This window comes from Citrobacter freundii ATCC 8090 = MTCC 1658 = NBRC 12681, assembly GCF_011064845.1.
In the GTDB taxonomy this organism is placed as follows: domain Bacteria; phylum Pseudomonadota; class Gammaproteobacteria; order Enterobacterales; family Enterobacteriaceae; genus Citrobacter; species Citrobacter freundii.
The window spans coordinates 1615698-1639813 of the sequence record NZ_CP049015.1 but is presented as its reverse complement, the minus strand read 5'-3'; the positions used below and the strand labels follow the sequence as shown (position 1 = coordinate 1639813).

Here is a 24116-nt window from a genome sequence, read left to right as displayed (position 1 = left end):
ATGAAAAAACAGTAACGCGCCAGAATATTTCTGTTACCCCAGCAAAATGGCCGTGACTACAGGCTAAAATTTGTCCGCAGGCAAGATAAAACACCAGCAAAAATGTGTTATCCCCAAACCAATGACTTTTTTAACATTTGTCAAGCTACTCGATGAAAGTTTTGTGGCAACGCATGACACTTCTGCGACAGCCATTGCATTTATCTAACATCCTGTAATTTAATGATTATTATCTCGAGCCGTCTTTCGCATCAATTTAGTCGCAGGCCGCGTCTTCTCTCGCTTACATTGTGTTTTCTAACCCTAATACACAAGGTTATCCACAGGAATAGTGGATAACTGCCTCCAGCCCGTATGGACTGTAGCCTGGCAAAAACGTCCTGATGGTCTTTTCTGGTGGGATAAAAAAAAATTATCGCTATTTTTTGATATTTATCAGCTAACGAAGCGACCTCGGATGGCCGAGATCTTGCTCGCATTTTCATCATTTTCCTGCCTGCACCATCACGACACCACCAGGCACTGCCAATGTGCACAAAAGAACGTCAGGAATGCGGTCAGTAAGAATTTATCGCCAGCGTTGCACGCCATCCTGCTGTATTTTTCCCCAATTCCGCTTCTGGCAAGAGATTTGCAGTTTTCTCCCGACCACCATTCCGCGAGGCGGATATCATCATGAGGGAGAAATCTATGTTGAGTCTTCGTGCAGTGAATCACTATTACGGTAATCAACACTCGCTTTGGGATGTCGATCTCGACCTGTTGCCCGGTAAATGTACCGCCGTACTGGGTCTTCCAGGGATGGGAAAGACTACGCTTGCCAATTGCATCATCGGCAATTTACCGATTGAGAGCGGAACCATGTTCTGGCATCAGGCTGGCGCACCACCTTGCGATCTGCTTCAGATTCCGGCGGCAAAGCGCATTGCACTAGGTATTAACTGTGTATCACAGGAGCGGCGAATTTTTTCGCAACTGACGGTAGAGGAAAATCTGCACATTGCGCGCCAGGCGGTTGAGGAAAGCGAAGCAATGAACAGCAGCGATATTTACCGCCTGTTTCCACAGCTGTTTGTACTGCGTCAGGCCAAAGGAGTGGCATTGTCGGAGGAAAATCAGCACCAGCTTGCACTCGCCAGTGCGTTGGTCACTCGCCCGCGTCTGCTGATCCTCGATGAGCCCACACGAGGAACAGGCCAGGCGTATATCCACAAACTGGGGAATCTGATTGTAAGGCTAAGCCAGGAGCTTGGCATCACCATTATGCTCGCGGAGCAGAGCCTGCCGTTCATTCGTCGGGTCGCCGACTGCTATTGCTTGTTACATCGTGGCCGCAACGTGGCTCAAGGGCAAATAACACAATTCAGCGACCCGCTAATCAACGACTGGTGGATGCCAGAGACAAAACGCTAAGATCGATATAACGACCTGTCGATGCTTGCTCCGGCTCTTCTGCCAGCCAGGGAATTTCCCCCAGCAGCGGAGCCGCAAGCGCACGCTTTAGCGTCGCCATATATTCAGCATGACGCTTGCCGGGTGGCGTCACATCATTGGCAACCCATCCGGCGAGCGTCAGCCCGGCCTGCTGCACCGCCAGGGCGGTCAAAATGGCATGATTGATACAACCGAGCTTAACGCCAACCACCAGAATCACCGGCAGTTGTTCCTCTTTTACCCAGTCAGAAAAACTCAGCGTTGGCGAAAGCGGCGTAAACCATCCGCCTGCACCTTCCACCAATACCCAGTCAGCCTGTTCTTCAAGCAGTCGTAAACCCGCAGACATCACGGAGGCCTGAATGGGGCGCCCTTCGTCAGCACTGATGATATGCGGTGAGGTAGGTTCCGCGAAGGTATACGGATTGATGGCTGCATAATCCACGGCTACAACGCTGTTGCGCTGTAGCGCCAGCGCATCACTGTTTCGCAGACCTTCATCCGTCATTTCACTGCCTGACGCCACCGGCTTATAGCCGACGGTTCGCAACCCCAACTGTCTCGCCGCCTGAAGCAACGCACAGCTGGCGATAGTTTTACCTACTTCAGTGTCCGTCCCGGTGACAAAATACGTGTTAGTCACGTTGAATCACTCCCAAAAAAAGATGATAGGTCAGCGGATATTTCCCCTGCTGACAGGGCCAGGCGAGCTGTAGCTGACGCAGTTGCGAGCGGGTCAGCACACGCTGCTCGCGTCCATCATGCAAATGCGTCGCGCCAATACCCTTCAACGAGCGCATGGCGCTCAGCGCATCGTCAAACCACAGCGTGACGGCATGAGACTGGTATTCAACGTCCCAGCCGCACAGCGCGTTTTCCAGTTGCTCCACGGGCAAAAAACGGTTGGCATGCTCCCGGTCATCAACTGTTCGCCACGCCTGACGAAGTTCCGGCATCGAACCTTGCGCCAAGGTACTAAACGCCACCGTTCCGCCAGGACGCACCACCCGGTATAGCTCGCTTAACGCACCGCGTAGGTCGCTGCACCACTGCACGGCCAGATTGCTCCAGGCCAGGTCGAAAGTGGCAGCGGCCTGCGGAATGGCTTCGATATCCGCCAGCAGATAGTGATGGGCAACATCGTGACGCTGCGCTTCAGCCAGCATTTGCGCCGACAGATCCAGCGCGCAGACCTCGCTCCCCTGCTCCCGCCAGTAGCGACTCATACGCCCAGGCCCACAGCCCGCGTCCAAAACCCTTGAGAACGCCCGGCCATCGAGTTGTGCCAGTAACGCATCGGCACTCTGACGTTGTAGCTCTGCGTGTTGCTCATAGTGGGTGGCAGCGCGGCCAAACGCGGCGGCAATCGCCTGTTTATTGACCTGTGCCATGCAACACCTCCAGTAGACGATCGATATCCTGCACCTCATGCGCTTGGGTCAGCGTCAGCCGTAATCTGGCCGTACCGGTGGGCACCGTTGGTGGGCGAATCGCCGTCACCCAGCATCCCTGTTGCCGTAATGTCTGTGCCAGTTGCAGGGCTTTATGATTGTCGCCAACGATCAGCGGTTGAATAGCGCTGTCTGAATGCGCCAGCGTCAAATCCGTAGTATTCACCCCAGCGCGAAAACGCTGGATCAGCATCGCTAACTTTTCCCTGCGTTCATCGCCTTCACGGCTGCGGATCACCGCCAGCGCGGCGCGTAAGGCCTGCGCCTGCGCCGGAGGCATACTGGTGCTGTAGATCAGATGGCGGGCAAACTGCAACAGATAGTCGGCCACGCTATCAGAACACAGGATCGCCGCACCGCTGACGCCAAACCCTTTGCCAAACGTCACTACGAGCAGCTCAGGTTTCACCTGCTGTCGAGAGCACGAACCACGCCCTTCCTCACCGCTTACGCCAATCCCATGCGCATCATCCACCAGCAGCCACGCGCCCTGCCGTTTCGCCACCGCGTGGATTTCTGCCAGCGGCGCACTATCGCCATCCATGCTGAATACACCTTCAGTGACCACCAGCTGCTGCCCCGGACAGGGGGAAGTCAGCAGACGCTCCAGGTGTTGCGGATCGTTATGGGTAAAGCGACGTAAAACAGCAGGGCTAAGGCTGGCAGCCTCCAACAGCGAGGCATGGCTAAGCCTGTCGGCGACAATGCGATCGTCTTTTTCCATCAATGCGGCTATCACTGCCTGATTAGCGGCAAAACCGGAGATGAACAACAGCGCCCGGGAATAGCCGAGCCACTGCGCCAGCTCTTCTTCCAGCGCCTGATGCGCAACGGAATAACCGCTGACATGGCCCGAGCCGCCACTGCCGACGCCAAAACGCTCAGCGCCCTGCTGCCACGCGCAGATAATTTGCGGATGGTGGCTTAAGCCGAGATAGTCGTTGCTGGAGAAATTCAGATACTGACGACCGCCAGCCTGTAACAAGCGACCAGCACCCTGTGTCACTGCATAGCGCCGACGCCACGCATCAGCACGACGACGCGCCGTTAGCGCATCGTCGATTTTTTGCTGCCAGGTCATACGGTTGCCGCGTTGTAGTAATCGTCGGTATCCGGGGTACGCAGCGCCTGCTCCAGACGTTGTTGCTGTTCGTTATCACCCGCCAGTACCGCCGTTTGCTGCGGGTTAAGACCCAGCTTACGGAACAACAATAAATCTTTATCTTCGTTCGGGTTCGGCGTGGTCAGCAGTTTGCAGCCGTAGAAAATCGAGTTGGCCCCGGCCATAAAGCACATTGCCTGGGTTTGTTCGTTCATCTGCTCGCGCCCGGCAGAAAGACGTACGTATGAGGTCGGCATCATGATGCGCGCGACGGCGATAGTACGAATAAAATCAAAAGCATCTACGTCGTCGTTATCGGCAAGCGGCGTGCCCTTCACTTTCACCAGCATGTTGATCGGCACGCTTTCCGGCGGCGTCGGCAGATTCGCTAATTGCAGCAGCAGACCCGCGCGGTCGGTCACCGTTTCACCCAACCCCACAATCCCGCCGGAGCAAACTTTAATGCCCGCCTCACGCACTTTATCCAGCGTATCCAGGCGCTCCTGATACGAACGGGTGGTAATGATATTGCCGTAAAATTCCGGCGAGGTGTCGAGGTTGTGGTTGTAGTAGTCCAGACCCGCATTGGCCAGGCGCTGGGCCTGAGATTCGTCCAGCGTGCCCAGCGTCATACAGGCTTCCAGCCCCAGTTCTTTCACACCCTGAACCATTTGTTCCAGGTACGGCATATCGCGTTCGTGAGGGTTCTTCCACGCCGCGCCCATGCAAAACCGCGTTGAACCGGCTTGTTTCGCCTTACGTGCAGAGTCCAGAACCTGTTCAACTTCCATCAAACGTTCCGTTTCCAGTCCGGTTTTATAGCGGGAACTTTGCGGGCAGTATTTGCAGTCTTCCGGGCAAGCACCGGTCTTTATCGACAGCAGCGTACTAACTTGTACCTGCCGCGGATCGAAATGCTGACGATGAACCTGCTGCGCTTCAAACAACAGATCCAGCAGCGGTTTTTCAAATAATTCGGTGACTTGCGACATTGTCCAGCGAGAAGAATGAGCCATATTGGTATACGTTTCGTTGTTAGTTTGGTGTAGACTCGTAAACCTAAATCTTTTTAATTTGGTTTACAAGTCGATTATGACAACGGACGATCTTGCGTTTGACCAACGCCATATCTGGCACCCTTACACCTCCATGACCTCCCCGCTACCGGTTTATCCGGTGGCCAGTGCCGAAGGTTGTGAACTGATATTAGCCAGCGGTGAGAAGCTGGTTGACGGCATGTCATCCTGGTGGGCGGCGATCCACGGTTACAATCACCCGCAGCTGAATGCCGCGATGAAAACGCAGATTGATGCCATGTCGCACGTGATGTTTGGCGGCATTACCCATGCCCCGGCTATTGCGCTGTGTCGCCAGTTGGTGGCGATGACGCCCGAGGCGCTGGAGTGCGTTTTTCTCGCTGATTCTGGTTCGGTCGCCGTGGAAGTCGCGATGAAAATGGCGCTGCAATACTGGCAGGCCAAAGGTGAATCCCGTCAGCGTTTCCTGACATTTCGTAACGGTTATCACGGCGATACTTTCGGCGCGATGTCGGTCTGCGATCCTGACAACTCGATGCACAGTCTGTGGAAGGGTTATCTGCCTGATAACCTGTTTGCGCCCGCTCCGCAAAGCCGGATGGGCGGCGAATGGGACGAACTGGATATGGTGCCTTTTGCCCGTCTGATGGCCGCACATCGCCACGAAATTGCGGCGGTGATCCTTGAGCCGATTGTGCAGGGCGCTGGCGGCATGCGCATGTATCATCCTGAGTGGTTAAAGCGCATCCGTAAGATGTGTGACCGGGAAGGCATTTTGTTGATTGCCGATGAAATCGCCACCGGATTTGGTCGCACGGGCAAGCTGTTTGCGTGTGAGCATGCCGATATCACTCCGGACATTTTGTGCCTTGGCAAAGCGTTAACCGGCGGAACGATGACCCTTTCCGCCACCCTGACCACGCGCCTGGTTGCGGAAACCATCAGCAACGGTGAAGCCGGATGTTTTATGCACGGCCCGACTTTCATGGGTAATCCACTGGCCTGCGCCGTCGCCTCTGCCAGCCTGTCGCTGCTCGAAACCGGCGAATGGCGCTCGCAGGTCGCGGCCATTGAAGCGCAGTTGCGTGAAGAACTCGCCCCAGCGGCAGATTCCCGTTGGGTTGCCGACGTGCGCGTGCTTGGTGCCATCGGCGTGATAGAAACCACGCATCCGGTGAATATGGCCGCGTTACAGAAGTTCTTTGTCGAACAGGGCGTGTGGGTAAGACCGTTTGGTAAGCTCATTTATCTGATGCCGCCGTACATCATCAAGCCCGAACAACTGCGCAGCCTGACGCAGGCCGTCAACGAGGCTGTGCGCAATGCAACATTTTTTAGCGATTAATCAGCGGTAAGCTCTACGGTTTCTGGCTACACTTTTTGGCTAACGAGAGGGGTCAGCATGAAACTAATCAGTAACGATCTGCGCGATGGCGAAAAGCTTCCTCATCGCCACGTCTTTAACGGCATGGGATATGACGGGGATAATATTTCCCCGCACCTGGCATGGGATGATGTGCCCGCCGGGACTAAAAGCTTTGTCGTGACCTGTTACGATCCTGATGCGCCAACCGGCTCCGGCTGGTGGCACTGGGTGGTGGTTAACCTGCCTGCAGATACCCGGGTTTTACCACAAGGTTACGGCTCGGGGCTGGTTGCGTTGCCGGAAGGCGTGCTGCAAACACGCACGGATTTTGGTAAAGCCGGTTATGGTGGCGCTGCGCCGCCGAAGGGGGAAAACCACCGCTATATCTTTACAGTTCACGCACTGAATGTGGAGCGTATTGATGTCAATGAGGACGCCAGCGGCGCGATGGTTGGATTTAACGTCCATTTCCACTCGCTCGCCAGCGCTTCTATTACCGCAATATTTAGCTAAGTTCTGTTGTGCCGGATGTCGGCTTAGCCTCATCCGGCCTACAAAGCAGACCGTAAGCCTGATAAGACGCGTCAGCGTCGTCATCAGGCAATTTTCTACAGAAATTCAGGCAGCAATTTCAGCAACGTTCCTTGCGCTAACAGTTCAGTCGCGCACTCGATATCCGGGGCGAAAAAGCGATCCTGCGTGTAATGGGCAACCTGCTCGCGTAAAGCCTGGCGCGCCTGCTCCAGCAGCGGGCTTGAGGTTAACCCTTCACGCAGGTCAATCCCCTGACACGCCGCCAGCCACTCTACGGCAATCACGCCGCGCGTATTTGCTGCCATCTCCCACAGTCTGCGCCCCGCCGCCGGAGCCATAGATACGTGATCTTCCTGGTTGGCGGACGTCGGTAAACTGTCTACGCTATGCGGATGCGCCAGCGCTTTGTTCTCACTCGCCAGCGCGGCAGCCGTGACTTGAGCAATCATAAAGCCGGAGTTCACCCCACCGTTTTTCACCAAAAACGGCGGCAGTTGCGACATGTGTTTATCCATCATTAACGCAATGCGTCGCTCCGATAACGAGCCGATTTCCGCAATCGCCAGCGCCAGATTATCTGCCGCCATCGCCACCGGTTCAGCATGGAAGTTGCCGCCAGAAATGACATCCCCCTCTTCGGCAAATACCAGCGGGTTGTCGGAAACCGCATTGGCTTCCACCAGCAGAACATCCATCACCTGGCGCATTTGCGTCAGACATGCCCCCATCACCTGTGGCTGACAGCGCAGAGAATACGGATCCTGCACTTTCTCACAGTTATGATGCGACTGCGAAAGCGCGCTGGTGTCGGTCAATACGTGACGATACAGCGTTGCGGCATCAATCTGCCCACGCTGCCCTCGCGCGGCGTGAATACGGGCATCAAACGGACGACGGGAACCCAGCACGGCTTCGGTGGTCAGCGCCCCGCACACCGTTGCAGACGCAAACAGTTCCTGAGCTTCAATTAGCCCACGCAGCGCAAAGGCCGTCGAAGCCTGGGTACCGTTGAGCAACGCCAGCCCTTCTTTTGCCTCCAGCGTTATCGGCTCCAGCCCGGCCTTTTTCAGCGCTTCGGTCGCCGGGAGCCATTCACCCTGCCAGCGCGCCTTCCCTTCTCCCAACAGCGTCAAAGACATATGCGCCAGCGGCGCCAGGTCACCCGATGCCCCCACGGAGCCTTTCGCCGGGATCAGCGGATACACCTCGGCATTCACCAGCGCAATCAGCGCTTCAATCACGCTCAGGCGAATACCGGAAAAACCGCGCGCCAGGCTGTTGATTTTCAGCACCATAATCAGACGCACCATCGCGTCGTCCAGCGCCTCGCCGACACCTGCCGCATGGGAAAGCACCAGCGAACGCTGCAAATTCTGCAAATCTTCCGTGGCGATACGGGTCTGGGCCAGCAGGCCAAAGCCGGTATTAATGCCATACGCCGTACGGCCTTCAGCGACAATATTATTGACGCAGGCGACGCTGGCGTTAATAGCATCGATCGCCCCGGCATCCAGACTCAGTTTGACCGGCTGCTGCCAGATTTCACGTAGCTGGATAAAACTCAGATGGCCCGGCGTGAGTGTCATGGTGTTCATATCAGCGTTTCTCCTGCGTCGCGGCAACCATCGGCAAATTCAGCCCTTCTTCGACGGCGCATTCCACCGCAATGTCATATCCGGCGTCGGCGTGACGCATCACCCCGGTCGCCGGATCGTTATGTAAGACCCGGGCGATACGCGCCGCGGCTTCATCGGTGCCATCGCAAACAATCACCATCCCGGCATGCTGAGAGAAGCCCATACCGACCCCGCCACCGTGATGCAGCGACACCCAGGTCGCGCCGCTGGCGGTGTTAAGCAGCGCGTTCAGCAGCGGCCAGTCGGATACGGCGTCTGAACCGTCGCGCATAGCTTCAGTTTCGCGGTTCGGGCTGGCAACAGAACCGGAGTCCAGATGGTCACGGCCAATAACAATCGGCGCGGATACTTCACCGCTGCGCACCATTTCATTAAACGCCAGCCCTAGTTTCTGACGCCACTCCAGGCCGACCCAGCAGATACGCGCCGGTAAACCCTGAAAATTAATCCGCTCACGCGCCATATCCAGCCAGTGATGAAGGTGCTTATCATCTGCCACGATCTCTTTCACTTTGGCATCTGTTTTATAAATATCCTGCGGATCGCCGGACAGCGCCACCCAACGGAACGGGCCAATGCCGCGACAGAACAACGGTCGAATATAAGCAGGTACGAAGCCGGGGAAATCAAAGGCATTTTCCACGCCCATCTCTTTGGCCATCTGGCGAATGTTGTTGCCGTAATCAAACGTTGGCACGCCCATTTTGCTAAACGCCAGCATCGCCTCAACGTGCGTTGCCATTGAACGTTTCGCCGCCTGCACCGTGCCCTGCGGATCGGACACCGCTTTTGCCTGATACTCTTCCCAGCTCCAGCCAGACGGCAGATAACCATGCAGCGGATCGTGGGCGCTGGTCTGGTCGGTGACCATATCCGGGCGCACACCGCGCTTCACCAGTTCCGGCACAACGTCGGCGGCGTTCGCACACAGCGCAATGGAGACCGCTTTACCCTCGCGAGTGTATTTGTCGATACGCGCCAGCGCATCGTCAAGCGATGTCGCCTGCTCGTCCACGTAACGGGTACGCAGACGGAAATCGATTCGGCTTTGCTGGCATTCAATGTTCAGCGAACACGCCCCCGCAAGCGTAGCGGCTAACGGCTGCGCCCCGCCCATACCGCCCAGTCCGGCGGTCAGTACCCAGCGCCCGCTCAGGTTACCCTGATAATGCTGACGCCCGGCCTCAACGAAGGTTTCATAAGTCCCCTGCACGATGCCCTGGCTGCCGATGTAGATCCAGCTCCCGGCGGTCATCTGGCCGTACATCGCCAGCCCTTTGGCGTCCAGTTCGTTGAAGTGTTCCCAGGTAGCCCAATGTGGCACCAGGTTGGAGTTGGCAATCAGCACGCGCGGTGCGTTGTCGTGAGTTTTGAATACGCCTACCGGTTTTCCGGACTGGACCAGCAGCGTCTCATCGGTCTCCAGTTTGGTCAGCGCGTTGACGATGGCGTCATAGCATTCCCAGTCCCGTGCGGCGCGGCCAATCCCGCCGTAAACCACCAGCTCATGTGGATTTTCCGCCACATCGGGATCCAGATTATTCATTAACATGCGCAGCGGCGCTTCGGTCAGCCAGCTTTTGGCCGTTAAGGTGGTGCCGCGTGGGGCACGAATATCCTGCTGACGATATTTGCTATGGGACATGACAGAAAACTCCTCGCGAACGTCGGATAGATAAGTAACATATACTTGTCTATACAAGTCACTGCAAGGATGATTTTAACAATTAAGATACATTTTTATTATATTGCGTCAGCAATCACGGTTTTCATCTCCTGTATCAGGACATAAACCGCCCTTGCAGTCGATAGCGGGAACCAGGGAACAGCAAACGGGCATGAGAGACAATGGATGACGCGGACCAGGTCTTGCGGCGGATCAGCAGGCAGGGATCGTGTTCTTTGATGTTCAGCAGCGCGCACTCTTCGGCGCTGGCGCGAACGGCCTCAACAATATGCTCACCTTCGGTCAAGGGGGCTATCAGTGAAAGGTATGCGTGCGGCGTGGTCTGGCTGTAATCCTGCCCCAGATACTCGGGCACAATTTCGGCATTCACGCAGCGATCTTCAATCTGTACCGGCAGATCGTTCTCGTAGTGCACCATGACAGAGTGAAAAATAGAGGTGCCTTCTTTGACGTTTAATACCAAAGCCTGCTGCGCGTTTGCCCGGGTTCTTTCCAGCGTCAGCACTTCGCACCGGTGCTGATGCTGACGGGCGTTGATTTCATCCGCGATGCTGCGAATTTCAAACAGCGCGGACTGACCTTTTGGCTCGGCGACAAACGTCCCCACGCCCTGCAAACGCACCAGTAAACCTTCATCCGTTAACTCACGCAGCGCCCGGTTGATGGTCATGCGGCTGAAACCATACTGCGCCACCAGCTCTGCCTCAGACGGAATGCGATCGTGAGGCTGCCAGATTCCGCTGGCAATTTTTTCGCTGATCTCCTGTTTGACCTTTTCGTAAAAAGGAGCCGGAGCAGAACGGGATGGGAGCATGCGTGAGCCTTCCTTAAGCTGAAAATGTGAGTGGGTACAGTTTACAGGCATTACCCGAACCTGATAAGCGCAACGCCATCAGGTATGTCAGTGCCACCAGTGGGCGATTTGCCAGCCTAATCGCGCCGCAACCCGCGCCGCCCTGCCATCATCGTCAAAGCGTGGATTAAATTCAACCATATCCACCGCCTGTAGTTTACCGCTACGACACAGAGGCTCAATCAGTCTCAGCAGCGTCGCCAACGGTACGCCAAGCGCGGCGGGGGCCGACACACCGGGCATTTCCCACACCGGCAGCACGTCGAGGTCGATTGTCAGATAGATGACATCCAGATTGGCAATGAACTGCGCTAACTGCGCCTGCGCCGTATCACAATGCAGATCCTCCACTACGGTCACACCGAGCCGCTGGGCCTCATCCCAAAGCGCCTGGGTGTTTGCCGCCCGGCTGACGCCGATACAGGCATAGTGAAATTCACGCTGTTGTTCATCGCAAAGCTGCGCCAGCTGGCGAAACGGCGTACCGGATGTAGCCTGCCCGGCATGGCGCAAATCGAGATGCGCATCGAAGTTGACTATCCCCACTTTCGCCTGCGGGAACGCGTCCAGCACACCTGCGCCATGGGCATATGCGGTTTCGTGTCCGCCCCCCAGAACAAAGGTGCGCATATTTTCCTGCTGGCAACGCTGTACCGCATTGTGTAGCGCCTGCTGCGCGCCCTCAAGATCGGGGGCCTGCGCCACAATATTTCCCAGATCCACCAGTCGATGATGCCCATCGTGGCTGGCTAAATTCGCCAGCGCCTTGCGCAGCACATCGGGCGCTCCGGCAGCTCCCGTGCGCCCCTGATTACGTTTAACACCTTCGTCGCAAGCAAACCCGAGCAACGCTATCTGCTCGCGATACATTTCTGGGCTAAACGTCGGGCTCTGGGTGATAGTCTGAAACAGGCGCAGCGCATTCGGCGATTCGGCCCGGTCATCACGTCCCTGCCATAGCGCAGGTGAAGCAGGTTGCCAGTGAGTCATGCTATTTGTCCTTTGAATACGCGTTGGTAGAGCGGGTTGCGCCCGGGTTCATACAGGATCTCAACAGGAAGTGTTGCATCCCACACCACAAAATCGGCCACAAACCCGGCCTTCAATTGACCGTGGGTGGCGTGACGCCCCAGCGCCCGGGCCGCATGACGGGTTACGCCCGCCCATGCTTCTTCCGGCGTTAAGCCAAACTGAACGCAGGCCATATTCATCGCCCAGTGCAGGCTGATAAACGGGCTGGTACCGGGGTTAAAATCTGTCGCTACCGCCATCGGTACCTGATATTGACGCAGCAACGCTACCGGTGGGCGCTGCTGCTCTTTGAGGAAATAGAATGCGCCGGGCAGCAGCACGCCGACCGTACCGCTTTGGCTCATTGCCGCCACGCCCGCTTCATCGAGGTATTCAATATGATCGGCGGATAGTCCGTGGTAGCGGCTTACCAACTGCGCGCCGCCAAGCAATGACAGTTGTTCGACATGGCCTTTAATCGGGATGCCCAGCGCCTGCGCAGCCTGAAACACCCGCTCACTCTGCGCCAACGAAAAACCAACGCTTTCACAGAACAGATCAACGGTCTCAAACAGCCCTTGTTCCCACAGCTGCGGCAAAATGGTCTCGCACACCAGCGTAATATAGCCGTCAGGATCATCTCTGAATTCCGTTGGCGTCGCATGCGCAGCCAACAGCGTCGGGCTGATTTCAACGATATTCTCTGCCGCCAGCGCTGCCACCACGCGCAATATTTTCTCTTCTGTCGGCAAATCCAGGCCGTAGCCGGATTTTATTTCCAACAGCGTAACACCTTCTTTGATCAGCTGTTTCATCCGCTGATGGGCTACGTGTAAGAGTTGTTCATCCGTGGCGCTGCGGGTCGCCGATACGGTGGCATTGATCCCCCCACCCTGAGCGCTTATCTGCTGGTAGGAGACACCATTTAACCGCTGCTCCCATTCACCTGCGCGGTTTCCGCCAAAGACGAGATGCGTATGGCAATCAATCAGGCCAGGAGTAATCAGCCGGCCCTGCATATCAAAAGTATTGTCATGTGTGAGATATAACGATGATTCCGGGACGATATCGCGAATCTTGCCCTGGCGGACGATCAGCGCATGACCATCCACCAGCCCATATGGTGTACCACGTTCAGGATCCATAGTCGCCAGACGAACATTGCGCCAGATAACATCATCAGGGAAGAATTGCTGCATTCGACTCACCACTTGTCATAGGTTGTATAGACATTTATTTTTTATTATAGGGATGTTGTCAACCTGAAGAGCCATAATTGTTATCTATTTGTGATATAAAGACTCTCCGCGCCAGACATTGCTGCGATAAAAAACAACTTTTTACCTTTTCGCCTTCCCGTTTCGCTCAACTTAGTATAAAAAAGCAGGCTTTAATGGATAACTTTCAAAGCCCGGAGCAACCTGTGAATATATCATCAGTTTCCCGTCTGGCGCTGGCAATGGCTTTTGGCGTGACGCTGACCGCCTGTAGCTCTACGCCGCCCGATCAAATTCCTTCCGATCAGACCGCGCCAGGTACCTCTTCGCGCCCGATCTTGTCGGCCAATGAAGCGAAAAACTTCGTTGCTGCGCACTATTTTTCCGCGCTGACGCCAAACACCGCGCCATGGAGCCCTTCTTCAATTTCTCTGCCTGCACAACCTGACTTCGTCGTTGGCCCGGCAGGCACTCAGGGCGTAACCCATACCAGCATTCAGGCTGCGGTGGATGCGGCAATTATCAAACGTACGAACAAACGTCAGTACATCGCGATTATGCCGGGCGAGTATCAGGGCACGGTATACATCCCGGCAGCAACGGGTAGCCTGACGCTGTACGGTATGGGCGAAAAACCGCTGGATGTAAAAATTGGCCAGGCCATTGACGGTGACATGAGCACCGCAGACTGGCGTCGTACGGTGAACCCAGGCGGTAAATATATGCCGGGTAAACCTGCGTGGTATATGTTTGATAATTGCCAGAACAAACGTGGCACAAATATTGGTGTGATGTGTTCTGCCGTCGTCTGGTCGCAAAACAACGGTCTGCAATTGCAGAACCTGACCATCGAAAACAACCTGGGTGATAGCGTTGATGCAGGCAACCACCCGGCCGTTGCGCTGCGTACCGATGGTGATAAAGTGCAGATCAACAAGGTCAATATTCTGGGTCGTCAGAATACGTTCTTTGTAACCAACAGCGGCGTACAAAACCGTCTGGAAAACGATCGTCAGCCTCGCACGCTGGTAACCAACAGTTACATTGAAGGTGATGTGGATATCGTTTCTGGTCGTGGCGCCGTGGTGTTCGAGAACACCGATTTCCGTGTTGTGAATTCCCGTACGCAGCAGGAAGGTTACGTGTTCGCACCGGCTACTCTGTCAAACATCTACTACGGTTTCCTGGCGATTAATAGCCGCTTCACGGCAAGCGGCGATGGCGTGGCGCAGTTAGGCCGATCGCTGGATGTCGATTCCAACACTAACGGTCAGGTCGTTATCCGTGACAGCGTGATTAACGAAGGCTTTAACATGGCAAAACCATGGGCTGACAGCGTTATCGCAAAACGCCCGTTTGCCGGTAATACCGGTGCGGAAGATGACAAAGGTGAAATCCAGCGCAACCTGAACGACACCAACTTCAACCGCATGTGGGAATACAACAACCGCGGTATCGGTAGCAAAGTGGTTGCCGAGCCGAAGCAGTAATCCCAGAGTAAAAAAGGTCGCCATATTTACGCTGGCGACCTTTTTTATGGCGTTACACTAAACGCGATTTATTAAAGTTAATCAAACTCCCCGCTTTAATAATCTCACGCTCCTCGGCGGTCAGGCTTTCCATATACAAGCTGATTTCACTCATCGCGCCATCAGCATGAAGAACGTACGCTTTTATCTCGCCACTGCACTCATCCAGCGCACGGCGAATACCGGGAATATAGATATAGTCCCCGACCTCAAAAGAGGGTTTCTCAGCCATTTGTAGCGGTAACATTCCCCAGTTAATGACATTGGAACGGTAACGCTTGGTAGCATATTCCTCGGCGATGTTTGCCAGCCCACCGATCACTCGCTGACAGCTTGCCGCCTGCTCGCGCGCAGAACCATCACCAGGCTTGACGGCATAAATCATGCTGCCAATCTCAGTCTCCAGTGGTTGCGTGTTTTCCTGACCGGTAATCTGCTGGATGCGTGCGAAAACGGACGCCAGTTCGCTAACGTCACCCGCCTGACGTTGTTTTTCCCGTTCAGCGACCGCCTTGCTTCTGCCAACATAGCCGGGATCGCGTCGGGAAAGGGTAAATTCCGCCAGCCCCAAAGGATTGGAACGATACGAAGAGGTTTCTCCGGACGGGATAAGCTCATCCGTCGTTGTCACATCATCAAGTATTTTTGAGGCCACTTTCAGCAGAATATTTTCTGTTAACGCGCCCAGTTCCGGCCAGTCTTTAATATTCGGGCCGTAAATGAGCGGCTGTTGCGTGGCCCCTTTAACAAACCCCTGGTATACGCGGCTCTTATATGGCGCAGGATTAAACGCATAGTCAGGTACAGCCTCCCAGCAGTCCAGATCCGTCGCGGCAGTGAGGAATCCTCCATTTGCTGCCGTAGCCGCAATTGATCGCGCATCCATCAGCGCAACGGCTGACATTTGACCATTGCCCGGTTTCGAGCCTTCACGGTTAGGGAAGTTGCGCGTGGTATGGCGGATGCTAAGAGCATTGTTGATTGGCGTATCGCCCGCACCAAAGCATGGTCCACAGAATGCGGTTCTGATGACGGCCCCCGCTCCCAGTAAATCCGCAACGACACCTTTCTGCGCTAAATCCATAAACACCGGCTGTGACGAGGGGTAGACAGCCAGCGAGAAAGCATCATTACCGCAGGATTGACCACGTAATGCCTGCGCCGCAGCAATCACGTTTTCAAAGTTGCCGCCCGAGCATCCAGCAATGATCCCCTGCTGTACTTTTAAGCGTCCGTTCTCCACTTTATCCAACAACGAGAGGCTGGCTTTACCTTGCGCGATTCGCGAAGATTCAACTTCAATCTCCCGGAGAATATCCGTCAGATTTTCATTGAGTGTAGCAATCTCATAGACATTACTTGGATGGAATGGCAGCGCAATCATCGGCTTAACCGCACTCAAATCAACATGAATACACCCATCGTACCAGGCCATCGGCTGCGGGTTGAGCGGGCGATAATCCTGTTCGCGACCATGTAATGCCAGCCAACTGCGAGTTTCATCATCCGTTTGCCAGACAGAGCTCAGGCAGGTGGTTTCGGTGGTCATTACATCAACGCTGTTGCGAAAATCCGTTGAGAGATGGCGAATGCCAGGGCCGACAAACTCCATGACCTTATTTTTGACGTAGCCATTTTTAAACACTGCGCCAATGATAGCCAAAGCCACATCCTGCGGGCCGATGCCCGCAACAGGCTTGCCGGTCAGATAAACGGCAACAACGCCAGGATAATCAATATCCCAGGTATCGTTTAACAGCTGCTTGACCAGCTCACCGCCCCCTTCTCCTACCGCCATCGTGCCTAATGCGCCGTAACGCGTGTGGCTGTCTGAGCCGAGGATCATTTTGCCGCTCCCGGCCATCATTTCACGCATGTACTGATGGATGACGGCAATATGTGGCGGCACAAAGATTCCGCCGTAACGCTGTGCCGCAGACAGACCAAACATATGATCGTCACCGTTAATGGTTCCCCCTACCGCGCATAATGAGTTATGGCAGTTCGTCAGAACGTACGGTAAAGGAAAGCGCTCCATTCCTGATGCTTTAGCGGTCTGAATAATACCGACAAAGGTAATATCGTGTGAGGCTAATGAATCAAACTTAATTTTTAGCTTATTCATGTCACCGGACGTATTATGCGCTGAGAGAATCGACCACGCGATAGTTCCTTTCTTCGCCTCTTCTTTACAGATTGGTTCAGACACCTCATCCTCAGCGATAATTTCATTATTACCGGAGAGGTAAATCCCTTTCTCATATAATTTAATCATTAGATACTCCACATTGCTGTGCTCCAACCAGAGCACAGACAACCAATGAACGATGTAATTTATACCCTAAATAATTCGAGTTGCAGGAAGGCGGCAAGGGAGCGAATCCCCAAGAGCTTACTCCAGTAAGTGACTGGGGTGAGCGAGCGCAGCCAACGCACATGCAACTTGAAGTATGACGGGTATAGTTAGAGCATGTTCCAGCCAATCAACATATTCCACCACCAAAGACCCAGCGTAATATGGACGAGGAACGTCAAGAACGTCAGCATTGCGCCAACCAGCCACCACGATTTGATGTCGTTATATCCAACGCCAAAAATAACCGGTCCCGCGGCGCCGCCATAATGGGTAACCATGCCGCCGTAAGAGTTAGAAAAGAGTAATGCCAATGCAGTTAACATCAGTGGTGCACCAGAAACGTTCGCCAGCATGGCAAATACCGGCATCATTGCCACAATATAGGCGCTGCCAGAGGCAAAGAAATAACGAACAATAATGCTCAAAAAGAGAATAACAAAGAACGCAACGTTGCCGTGGTTACCAAAGTCGAGGTTATTCTTGAAAAGTTCGGCTAACCAATCGAAGAATTTCACTTTCGATAACAGCGAACTCAAACCGATAATACCGCCGTACCAGATTAAGGTATTCCAGCCGCCCTTATTTTTAACCACATCATCCCAGGTGACTACGCCAAACAAAAGCATCGTACCCATTACTACAATGGCAACCGTTGATTCATCAACGCCGAGAGTTTTACTAAAGATCCATCCTAATAGCGCGAGGACGAAAATGCCCAGCAGCATTTTTTCGCGCCCTTTCATTGGCCCTAAATCCTGAAGCCCGGCTTTGGCGATAGTTTTGTTATCAACCTTTTTAATTTCAGGTGGATACATAAAATAGATGACTAAAGGCGTTACCAACAGCATAACCAGTCCAGGCACAGCTGCTGCAAGAGCCCATCCTCCCCAGCTTAGTTGTAAATGACAGATATCGTTGATCATCTTCAATGCCAGAATGTTTCCTGCCATCGCAGTAAAAAACATATAGCTGGTCGTTTTAGTGACCATATACACCGTCATCATCAGGTAGTGGCCGACGCGTCGGGGGCTCTTGTCCGGCTCAGAGCCTAACGCCACCGCCACGCTATTGATGATGGGCAAGACAATGCCTCCCGCACGCGCCGTATTTGACGGTGTTGCCGGGGCTAATACCAGGTCAAGAAATACGGTCACGTAGCCCAGGCCAAGCGTGGTGTTACCTATTTTACCAATCAGAATATAGGCAATTCGCTTGCCCAGTCCCGTCGTCACAAAATCAGCGCTTAAAGTAAACGCAGAGAACACCAGCCATGTCGTACCGGAAGCATAGCCACTCAGCACGCTGCTGGTTTTAAGTACGCCGCTGCCTAAATTTCCGACAACCACCATTGAAGCGGCAACAGCAATCAATAATACCACCGGTTCAGGAAACGGTTTGATCACCAGCCCGACAATGGCTGCGAGATAAATACCAAATAGCACCCAGGCCAGTTCACTTAATCCTGCCGGTGCTGGCATAAGTCCTATAATGCAAGGGATGGCCAATATTAATATTAGCTTCCATAATGATTTAACGTTCATTTTGGGGTCCTGAATAATCTGTACAAGCAATACAGAATGTTTTTCGATTTTCCATAATCACAGCAACATGTGGCCAATGCTGTCAGGGAAGATAAACATCACCGGCGAATATTTTTCTGGCGGTGCGAATAACCGAAGCTCTGATAGTTTCAGGCTCATCCCCTTCATTGGTTAAATAAATATCAAGAGCGCCGCCTGGATGTTCGATAGTGATATTCCCGTAATGCGCGCCTGCCGTTACCTGACGCGTAACGGTACCGTTAATGGCGCAACTGCTGGCGATCGCTATCGCCCCGGTAATTGCCAGTGCTTTATGGCAAGAATGCGGCATAAAATAGCGAACATTAATTGCGCCATCGTGCTGAGGTGCCGAGATGAGAATAGGTTTAGGGATAACCTTATTACTGACATTTCCCAGGCCCATAGCTTCACCGGCCTGTAAACGAATAGACTCGATGCGCGCCAATAATTCGCGGTCTGCATCTAAATCTTGCGCGGATTCATAACCCGTTTTCCCCAGGTATTCGGCAGGAATAATTACGACAGGTGTCGCCATATCCATACAGGTCACGGGAACGGTGTTGATATAATCGATGTGTTGGCCCGTTGGAAAAATATGCCCGGTTTTAGAACCTGCGGCATTCAGGAATGTCAATGCAATCGGGGCCGATGTTCCCGGGACACCGTCAATTCTTGCTGTTCCTTCATACTCAACAACGCCGTTTGGTGTCTGTATATCAGCTTCGATAAACGTGTTGGTGTTTACATTGCGAATACGAACGCGGGTGGTCGGCGTTGCGGCATTAATTAATCCCTTTTCGATAGCAAACGCGCCAACGGCGGAAAGCATATTGCCGCAGTTCGGCGTGGTATCGACCCGTTGCTCATGCACCAATACCTGAGCAAATAAATAATCGATATCAGCTTTCGGGTCGTTTGAACGACTAATGATCGCTACTTTGCTGGTTAACGGATTGCCACCACCAATGCCGTCTATTTCCAGCGCATTGCCAGAACCCATAATTTTAATCAATACTTCATCACGCAGTTTTTCTTCTTGTGGTAGATCTTGTGCTAATAAAAATGCGCCCCTTGAAGTTCCTCCGCGCATCATAACGCAAGGTATTTTTTTCATGATTATGCTCTCGATATTATTTTCACTATGTACATGGTTGCATGTCATGATTAGGGTGACTAATGACTTCATTTTCGTGATTAGTGATTTATTTTTATTAATTAAAAGTTATGAATTGCAGATACACTGAACACTTTCATCTTAGACAGGGGCTTCCCCGATTTAGTCCGGAGTCAGAATGAAACACGAATTATCAAGCATGAAGGCGTTTGTCACACTGGCAGAGTCCGATTCTTTTAACAATGCCGCCAAGTTACTTAATATTACGCAACCTGCATTAACACGCAGGATTAAAAAGATGGAAGAGTATTTACACACTCAACTCTTTGAAAGAACAACTCGCAAAGTCACATTAACAAAAGCGGGAAAAATGCTTTTACCTGAAGCCAGAGAATTAATCAGGGCATTAGATGAAACTATTTTTAATATTAGCGATGTGAATGTTCATCATCATGGCATAGTGACATTATCCTGTATTCCTACCGCAGTTTTCTATTTCTTGCCGTTGGCAATAGGAAAATTTAATGAGCGGTATCCCAATATCAAAGTGCGAATTATTGAACAAGGTACGAATAATTGTATGGAATCCGTACTTTGCAATGAGGCTGATTTTGGAATAAATATGAACAACATCACAAATTCCTCTATCGAGTTCACTCCACTGGTTAATGAACCGTTTGTTCTGGCCTGTCGGCGCGATCATCCACTCGCCAATAAACAGTTGGTGGAGTGGCAGGAATTGCTGAATTACAAATTGATAGGCGTTCGCTCCTCAAGCGGTAACCGATTATTGATTGAACAACATTTGGCCGATAAACCGTGGAAGTTGAACTGGTTTTACGAGGTTCGTCATCTGTCCACTTCGCTGGGTCTGGTTGAAGCTGGATTGGGCGTTTCCGCGTTACCAGTGTTAGCAATGCCGCAAACGCCGCATCCCACCCTGACAAGTATCCCACTGGTTGAGCCTGTTATTAGACGCACGCTGGGAGTTATTCGGCGTAAAGACGCTATTCTCTCACCTCCCGCTGAACGTTTCTTCTCTCTTCTGCTTAATTTATGGGCAGATGACAAAGACTGTCTTTGGACATCCGTTGCTGAACGTCATGAAAATCTACCGCTTGTTGAATGAATATAAAAAAATCCGCAATCTTCACAAGATTGCGGATCGTTTGTAACACCTGACGTTTTAGTAGGCGTTAACCACCACCCACATCGGGCCTTGTCCTACCGCGTAACGACCGTTCTCTGTCAACAGTCCTTGTTCGCCTGCAATCTTATACACCGCAATATGGTGCGATTTTTGCCCGGCGGCAATCAGATATTTTCCGCTGTGATCGATATTAAAACCACGTGGCTGAGTTTCGGTAGGCTGGAAACCCTCTTTAGTCAGTACGCTACCGTCTTCAGACACGCTAAAGACCGTAATCAGGCTGGCGGTGCGATCACAGGCATACAGATGACGCCCATCAGGTGTGATATGAATATCTGCTGCCCAACGGGTATCAGCAAAATCTGCAGGCATCATATCCAGCGTCTGCACACACTCAATTTTGCCGTACGGATCTTTCAGCTCCCAGACATCAACAGAGCTGTTCAGTTCGTTCACACAGTAGGCATATTGCTTATTCGGATGGAACGCCATATGACGCGGGCCCGCGCCTTCCACGGTAGTCACTTCAGCCGGTTCCTGCGCGACCAGATGGCCATCATCGCTTACGTCAAACAGGCAGATACGATCCTGTTTCAACGCCGGAACCCACAGGGTACGGTTATCCGGAGAGATGTTGGCTGAGTGGCAACCATCCAGACCCTCAACCACGTCAACCAGTTCCACCGGCAGACCATCTTCCAGACGCGTGACGCTCACGCTGCCAGCGTTATAAGAACCCACGAACACGAAACGTCCCTGATGATCGGTAGAAATATGCGTCGGGCTACCCGGCAGCGCAGACTCTGCCGCGAAGGTCAGCGCACCGTCATCAGGCGCAATACGATAAGCCAACACGCGAAACTCCGGGCGCACGCCAACATAGAGGTAACGCTTATCCGGGCTGACGACCATCGGCTGTACCTGACCCGGCACATCAACCACCTGTGTCAGCGTCAGAGAACCATCGTGATTCAGGCTCCAGACGTGGATTTGCTGACTTTCAGGGCTGGCGGTATAAACGGTTTGCTTCATGAATACTCCTTTGCTTTTTGGCAGGTGGCTGCAATTGCCTGACACACGCCTAAGGTAGACGCTTTTAACGGTGAATGCTTAATTAAGGCTCAGAATTTTGTCCGGCTCCCATCTCGGTGTACCATTCCAACAGACATAATTCTCAACCTTAATCTGGATAAACCTATGACCGCACGCGTGATTGCCCTGGATTTAGACGGTACCCTCTTGACCCCGAAAAAAACCTTGCTGCCATCCTCTCTCGAAGCGCTCTCGCGCGCCAGAGAAGCAGGCTACCAACTTATCATTGTCACAGGTCGCCATCACGTTGCTATTCATCCTTTTTATCAGGCACTGGCGCTGGATACACCTGCAATTTGCTGTAACGGTACCTATTTGTATGATTATCAAGCAAAAAAGGTGCTGGAATCCGATCCCCTTCCGGTAGACCAGGCATTACAGCTGATCGAAATGCTGGATGAACATCAGATCCACGGGCTGATGTATGTGGATGAGGCCATGCTGTATGAGCGCCCTACCGGGCATGTAGTGCGTACTGCTAACTGGGCACAAACGCTGCCGCCGGAACAGCGCCCGACCTTCACCCAGGTTCCTTCGCTGGCGCAGGCGGCGCATGACGTTAACGCCGTCTGGAAATTTGCTCTGACCGACGAAGATATTCCGAAACTGCAGCAGTTTGACCGGTATGTCGAGCAACATCTGGGGCTGGAGTGTGAATGGTCCTGGCACGATCAGGTCGACATTGCCCGTAAAGGCAACAGTAAAGGACGACGCTTGACCCAGTGGATAGAAGCACAGGGCGGGTCAATGGAAAACGTGATTGCCTTTGGCGATAACTTTAACGATATCAGCATGCTGGAAGCCGCAGGCACCGGCGTAGCCATGGGCAACGCGGATGACGCGGTCAAAGCACGCGCCAACATCGTGATTGGTGATAACACCACCGACAGCATCGCGAAATTTATCTACTCTCACCTGCTGTAATCAGGCGGTAATCGATACGCTCTTAATTTGCGCGTACAGCCACAGGCCAGGTTTGATACCCAGTTCATCCCTGGCCCATGGGCTGATCTTCGCCCACAGCGTCTTACCGCCCACCTCAAGCTGAACTTCCACCTGACCGTTGTCGTCATAGCATTGCGCGACTTTTGCCCGGAGAACATTACGAATACTGGTCTGTTGCGGCGGTTGCAGTACCAATGAAACATCAGAGGCCTGAATACGAATACGCAGCGCGGTTTGCAGCGGTTGCTCCAGCTTGTTGACCCACAGATGCTGATCGCCAAGCGCCAGCGCGGTCATCGCGTAGTGTGGATGATGTTCCAGCACGCTGACTTTCAGAATACTGCTTTGCTGTTCCTTAGGCAGCCAGGGGTGCATCACGCTGCTGCCCCAGACATCTTCCAACGAACCAAACGCTTTGACCTGCCCGTTTTCCAGCACCATCACTTTATCTGCCAGGTGCAAAATCTCATCAAGCGAGTGGCTGACGTACAGCATCGGAATATTAATTTCCCGCGCCAGGCGTTGCAGATAAGGCAGCAGTTCGCGTTTACGCGGTATATCCAGAGAGGCTAACGGCTCATCAAGCAGCAATAACTCAGGCGCGGTCAGCAGCGCCCGACCGATGGCGACACGCTGCTTTTCACCGCCAGAAAGACCGCCTGGCAGACGGTCAAGCAGCGGTTCAATGCCCAACAACGCCACCAGCTTATCAAACTGTCCGGCCATGCTTTTCGCCATTCCGTAACGCAGGTTGCCGCGCACTTTATAGTGCGGGAACAGGCGCGCATCCTGGAAAACATAGCCCACCCGGCGTTTTTCCGGCGTTAAACAGATACCGTTCTCGACGTCGTTTAAGACCCGACCGTTGAGCACGATGCGCCCGGACTGCGGCTGCGTCAGACCACTGATGGCGTTAATCAGTGAGGTTTTGCCCGCACCGGAAACGCCAAAAATAGCGGTGATGCCGCTCGCTGGCAGCGTTTCGTTGAGCGTCAGACAATGCGTCCCCAGCGTCTGGGAGAAATTAAGTTCAAGCATG

The 24116-nt window shown here is 53.3% G+C and carries 20 protein-coding genes; 6 read left to right on the top strand and 14 right to left on the bottom strand.

All coding sequences use genetic code 11. From position 1 onward, the window contains the following. Positions 1–690: 690 nt before the first annotated feature. Positions 691–1413 carry an ABC transporter ATP-binding protein gene (locus G4551_RS07830; RefSeq protein WP_003035181.1) on the top strand — a complete coding sequence of 241 codons (723 nt, stop codon included), beginning with the start codon at positions 691–693 and terminating at the stop codon, positions 1411–1413. Here G4551_RS07830 and bioD read toward each other — a convergent pair. Genes bioD through bioB form a run of 4 tightly spaced genes read right to left on the bottom strand, consistent with a single transcriptional unit; the run spans position 1379 to position 5003 of the window. Continuing rightward, positions 1379–2077 carry a dethiobiotin synthase gene (gene bioD / locus G4551_RS07825; protein WP_003837057.1) on the bottom strand — a complete coding sequence of 233 codons (699 nt, stop codon included), beginning with the start codon at positions 2075–2077 and terminating at the stop codon, positions 1379–1381. The genes G4551_RS07830 and bioD overlap by 35 nt on opposite strands. After that, on the bottom strand, positions 2070–2825 hold the full coding sequence (gene bioC, locus G4551_RS07820) for a malonyl-ACP O-methyltransferase BioC (protein ID WP_003035177.1): 756 nt from the start codon (positions 2823–2825) through the stop codon (positions 2070–2072). The genes bioD and bioC overlap by 8 nt, the downstream gene beginning before the upstream one ends. Then, positions 2809–3966, bottom strand: coding sequence for an 8-amino-7-oxononanoate synthase (bioF, locus tag G4551_RS07815; protein WP_003837060.1), 1158 nt, complete (start codon positions 3964–3966; stop codon positions 2809–2811). The genes bioC and bioF overlap by 17 nt, the downstream gene beginning before the upstream one ends. Continuing rightward, entirely contained in the window at positions 3963–5003 is a 1041-nt protein-coding gene (bioB, locus tag G4551_RS07810; RefSeq protein WP_003837062.1) for a biotin synthase BioB, read from the bottom strand. Before bioB ends, bioF begins: the two co-directional genes overlap by 4 nt. Positions 5004–5079: 76 nt before the next feature. Here bioB and bioA point away from each other — a divergent pair, with 76 nt between their 5' ends. Beyond that, on the top strand, positions 5080–6369 hold the full coding sequence (gene bioA, locus G4551_RS07805; RefSeq protein WP_003837064.1) for an adenosylmethionine--8-amino-7-oxononanoate transaminase: 1290 nt from the start codon (positions 5080–5082) through the stop codon (positions 6367–6369). A 57-nt stretch (positions 6370–6426) separates the two neighbouring features. Further along, a complete protein-coding gene (locus G4551_RS07800; protein ID WP_003837066.1) occupies positions 6427–6903 on the top strand; it encodes a kinase inhibitor in 477 nt (158 codons plus the stop codon). Between the two features lie 95 nt (positions 6904–6998). Here the strand turns inward: G4551_RS07800 and hutH are convergent, their stop codons facing one another. The 5 genes from hutH to hutI all read right to left on the bottom strand — a co-directional run bounded on the left by hutH (position 6999) and on the right by hutI (position 13311). Further along, positions 6999–8519, bottom strand: a complete 1521-nt coding sequence (gene hutH, locus G4551_RS07795; protein WP_003837068.1) for a histidine ammonia-lyase — start codon at positions 8517–8519, stop codon at positions 6999–7001. Position 8520: 1 nt separating this feature from the next. Next, positions 8521–10206, bottom strand: coding sequence for a urocanate hydratase (gene hutU / locus G4551_RS07790; protein ID WP_003837071.1), 1686 nt, complete (start codon positions 10204–10206; stop codon positions 8521–8523). Between the two features lie 136 nt (positions 10207–10342). Beyond that, on the bottom strand, positions 10343–11062 hold the full coding sequence (locus tag G4551_RS07785; protein ID WP_003837073.1) for a histidine utilization repressor: 720 nt from the start codon (positions 11060–11062) through the stop codon (positions 10343–10345). Positions 11063–11149: 87 nt separating this feature from the next. Further along, on the bottom strand, positions 11150–12091 hold the full coding sequence (gene hutG, locus G4551_RS07780) for a formimidoylglutamase (RefSeq protein ID WP_003837074.1): 942 nt from the start codon (positions 12089–12091) through the stop codon (positions 11150–11152). After that, complete coding sequence (gene hutI, locus G4551_RS07775; protein WP_003837076.1) at positions 12088–13311, bottom strand: imidazolonepropionase; 1224 nt, start codon at positions 13309–13311, stop codon at positions 12088–12090. The genes hutG and hutI overlap by 4 nt, the downstream gene beginning before the upstream one ends. Before the next feature lie 224 nt (positions 13312–13535). Between hutI and G4551_RS07770 the strand changes: the two genes are divergently transcribed. Further along, positions 13536–14819 (top strand): putative acyl-CoA thioester hydrolase, encoded by a 1284-nt coding sequence (locus tag G4551_RS07770; RefSeq protein WP_003837077.1) that lies wholly within the window; start codon positions 13536–13538, stop codon positions 14817–14819. A 52-nt stretch (positions 14820–14871) separates the two neighbouring features. Here G4551_RS07770 and G4551_RS07765 read toward each other — a convergent pair whose 3' ends face one another. The 3 genes from G4551_RS07765 to G4551_RS07755 form a co-directional block, all read right to left on the bottom strand. Next, positions 14872–17133 (bottom strand): hydratase, encoded by a 2262-nt coding sequence (locus G4551_RS07765; RefSeq protein ID WP_003837079.1) that lies wholly within the window; start codon positions 17131–17133, stop codon positions 14872–14874. Positions 17134–17321: 188 nt separating this feature from the next. Beyond that, complete coding sequence (locus tag G4551_RS07760; RefSeq protein WP_003837081.1) at positions 17322–18755, bottom strand: anion permease; 1434 nt, start codon at positions 18753–18755, stop codon at positions 17322–17324. Between the two features lie 82 nt (positions 18756–18837). Further along, complete coding sequence (locus G4551_RS07755) at positions 18838–19890, bottom strand: 4-oxalomesaconate tautomerase (RefSeq protein ID WP_003837082.1); 1053 nt, start codon at positions 19888–19890, stop codon at positions 18838–18840. A 178-nt stretch (positions 19891–20068) separates the two neighbouring features. Between G4551_RS07755 and G4551_RS07750 the strand changes: the two genes are divergently transcribed. Continuing rightward, the gene (locus G4551_RS07750; protein ID WP_003837085.1) at positions 20069–21019 is read left to right on the top strand and encodes a LysR family transcriptional regulator; all 951 of its coding nucleotides are present in this window, start codon (positions 20069–20071) and stop codon (positions 21017–21019) included. Positions 21020–21076: 57 nt separating this feature from the next. On the opposite strand, the gene pgl is transcribed toward G4551_RS07750, so the two are convergent. Beyond that, positions 21077–22072, bottom strand: a complete 996-nt coding sequence (gene pgl, locus G4551_RS07745; protein ID WP_003023041.1) for a 6-phosphogluconolactonase — start codon at positions 22070–22072, stop codon at positions 21077–21079. A gap of 165 nt (positions 22073–22237) precedes the next feature. Here pgl and G4551_RS07740 point away from each other — a divergent pair, with 165 nt between their 5' ends. Next, positions 22238–23056: a pyridoxal phosphatase gene (locus tag G4551_RS07740; RefSeq protein WP_003837089.1), complete on the top strand. Its 819-nt coding sequence runs from the start codon at positions 22238–22240 to the stop codon at positions 23054–23056. On the opposite strand, the gene modC is transcribed toward G4551_RS07740, so the two are convergent. Beyond that, positions 23057–24115: a molybdenum ABC transporter ATP-binding protein ModC gene (gene modC / locus G4551_RS07735; RefSeq protein ID WP_003837092.1), complete on the bottom strand. Its 1059-nt coding sequence runs from the start codon at positions 24113–24115 to the stop codon at positions 23057–23059. Position 24116: the final 1 nt, after the last annotated feature.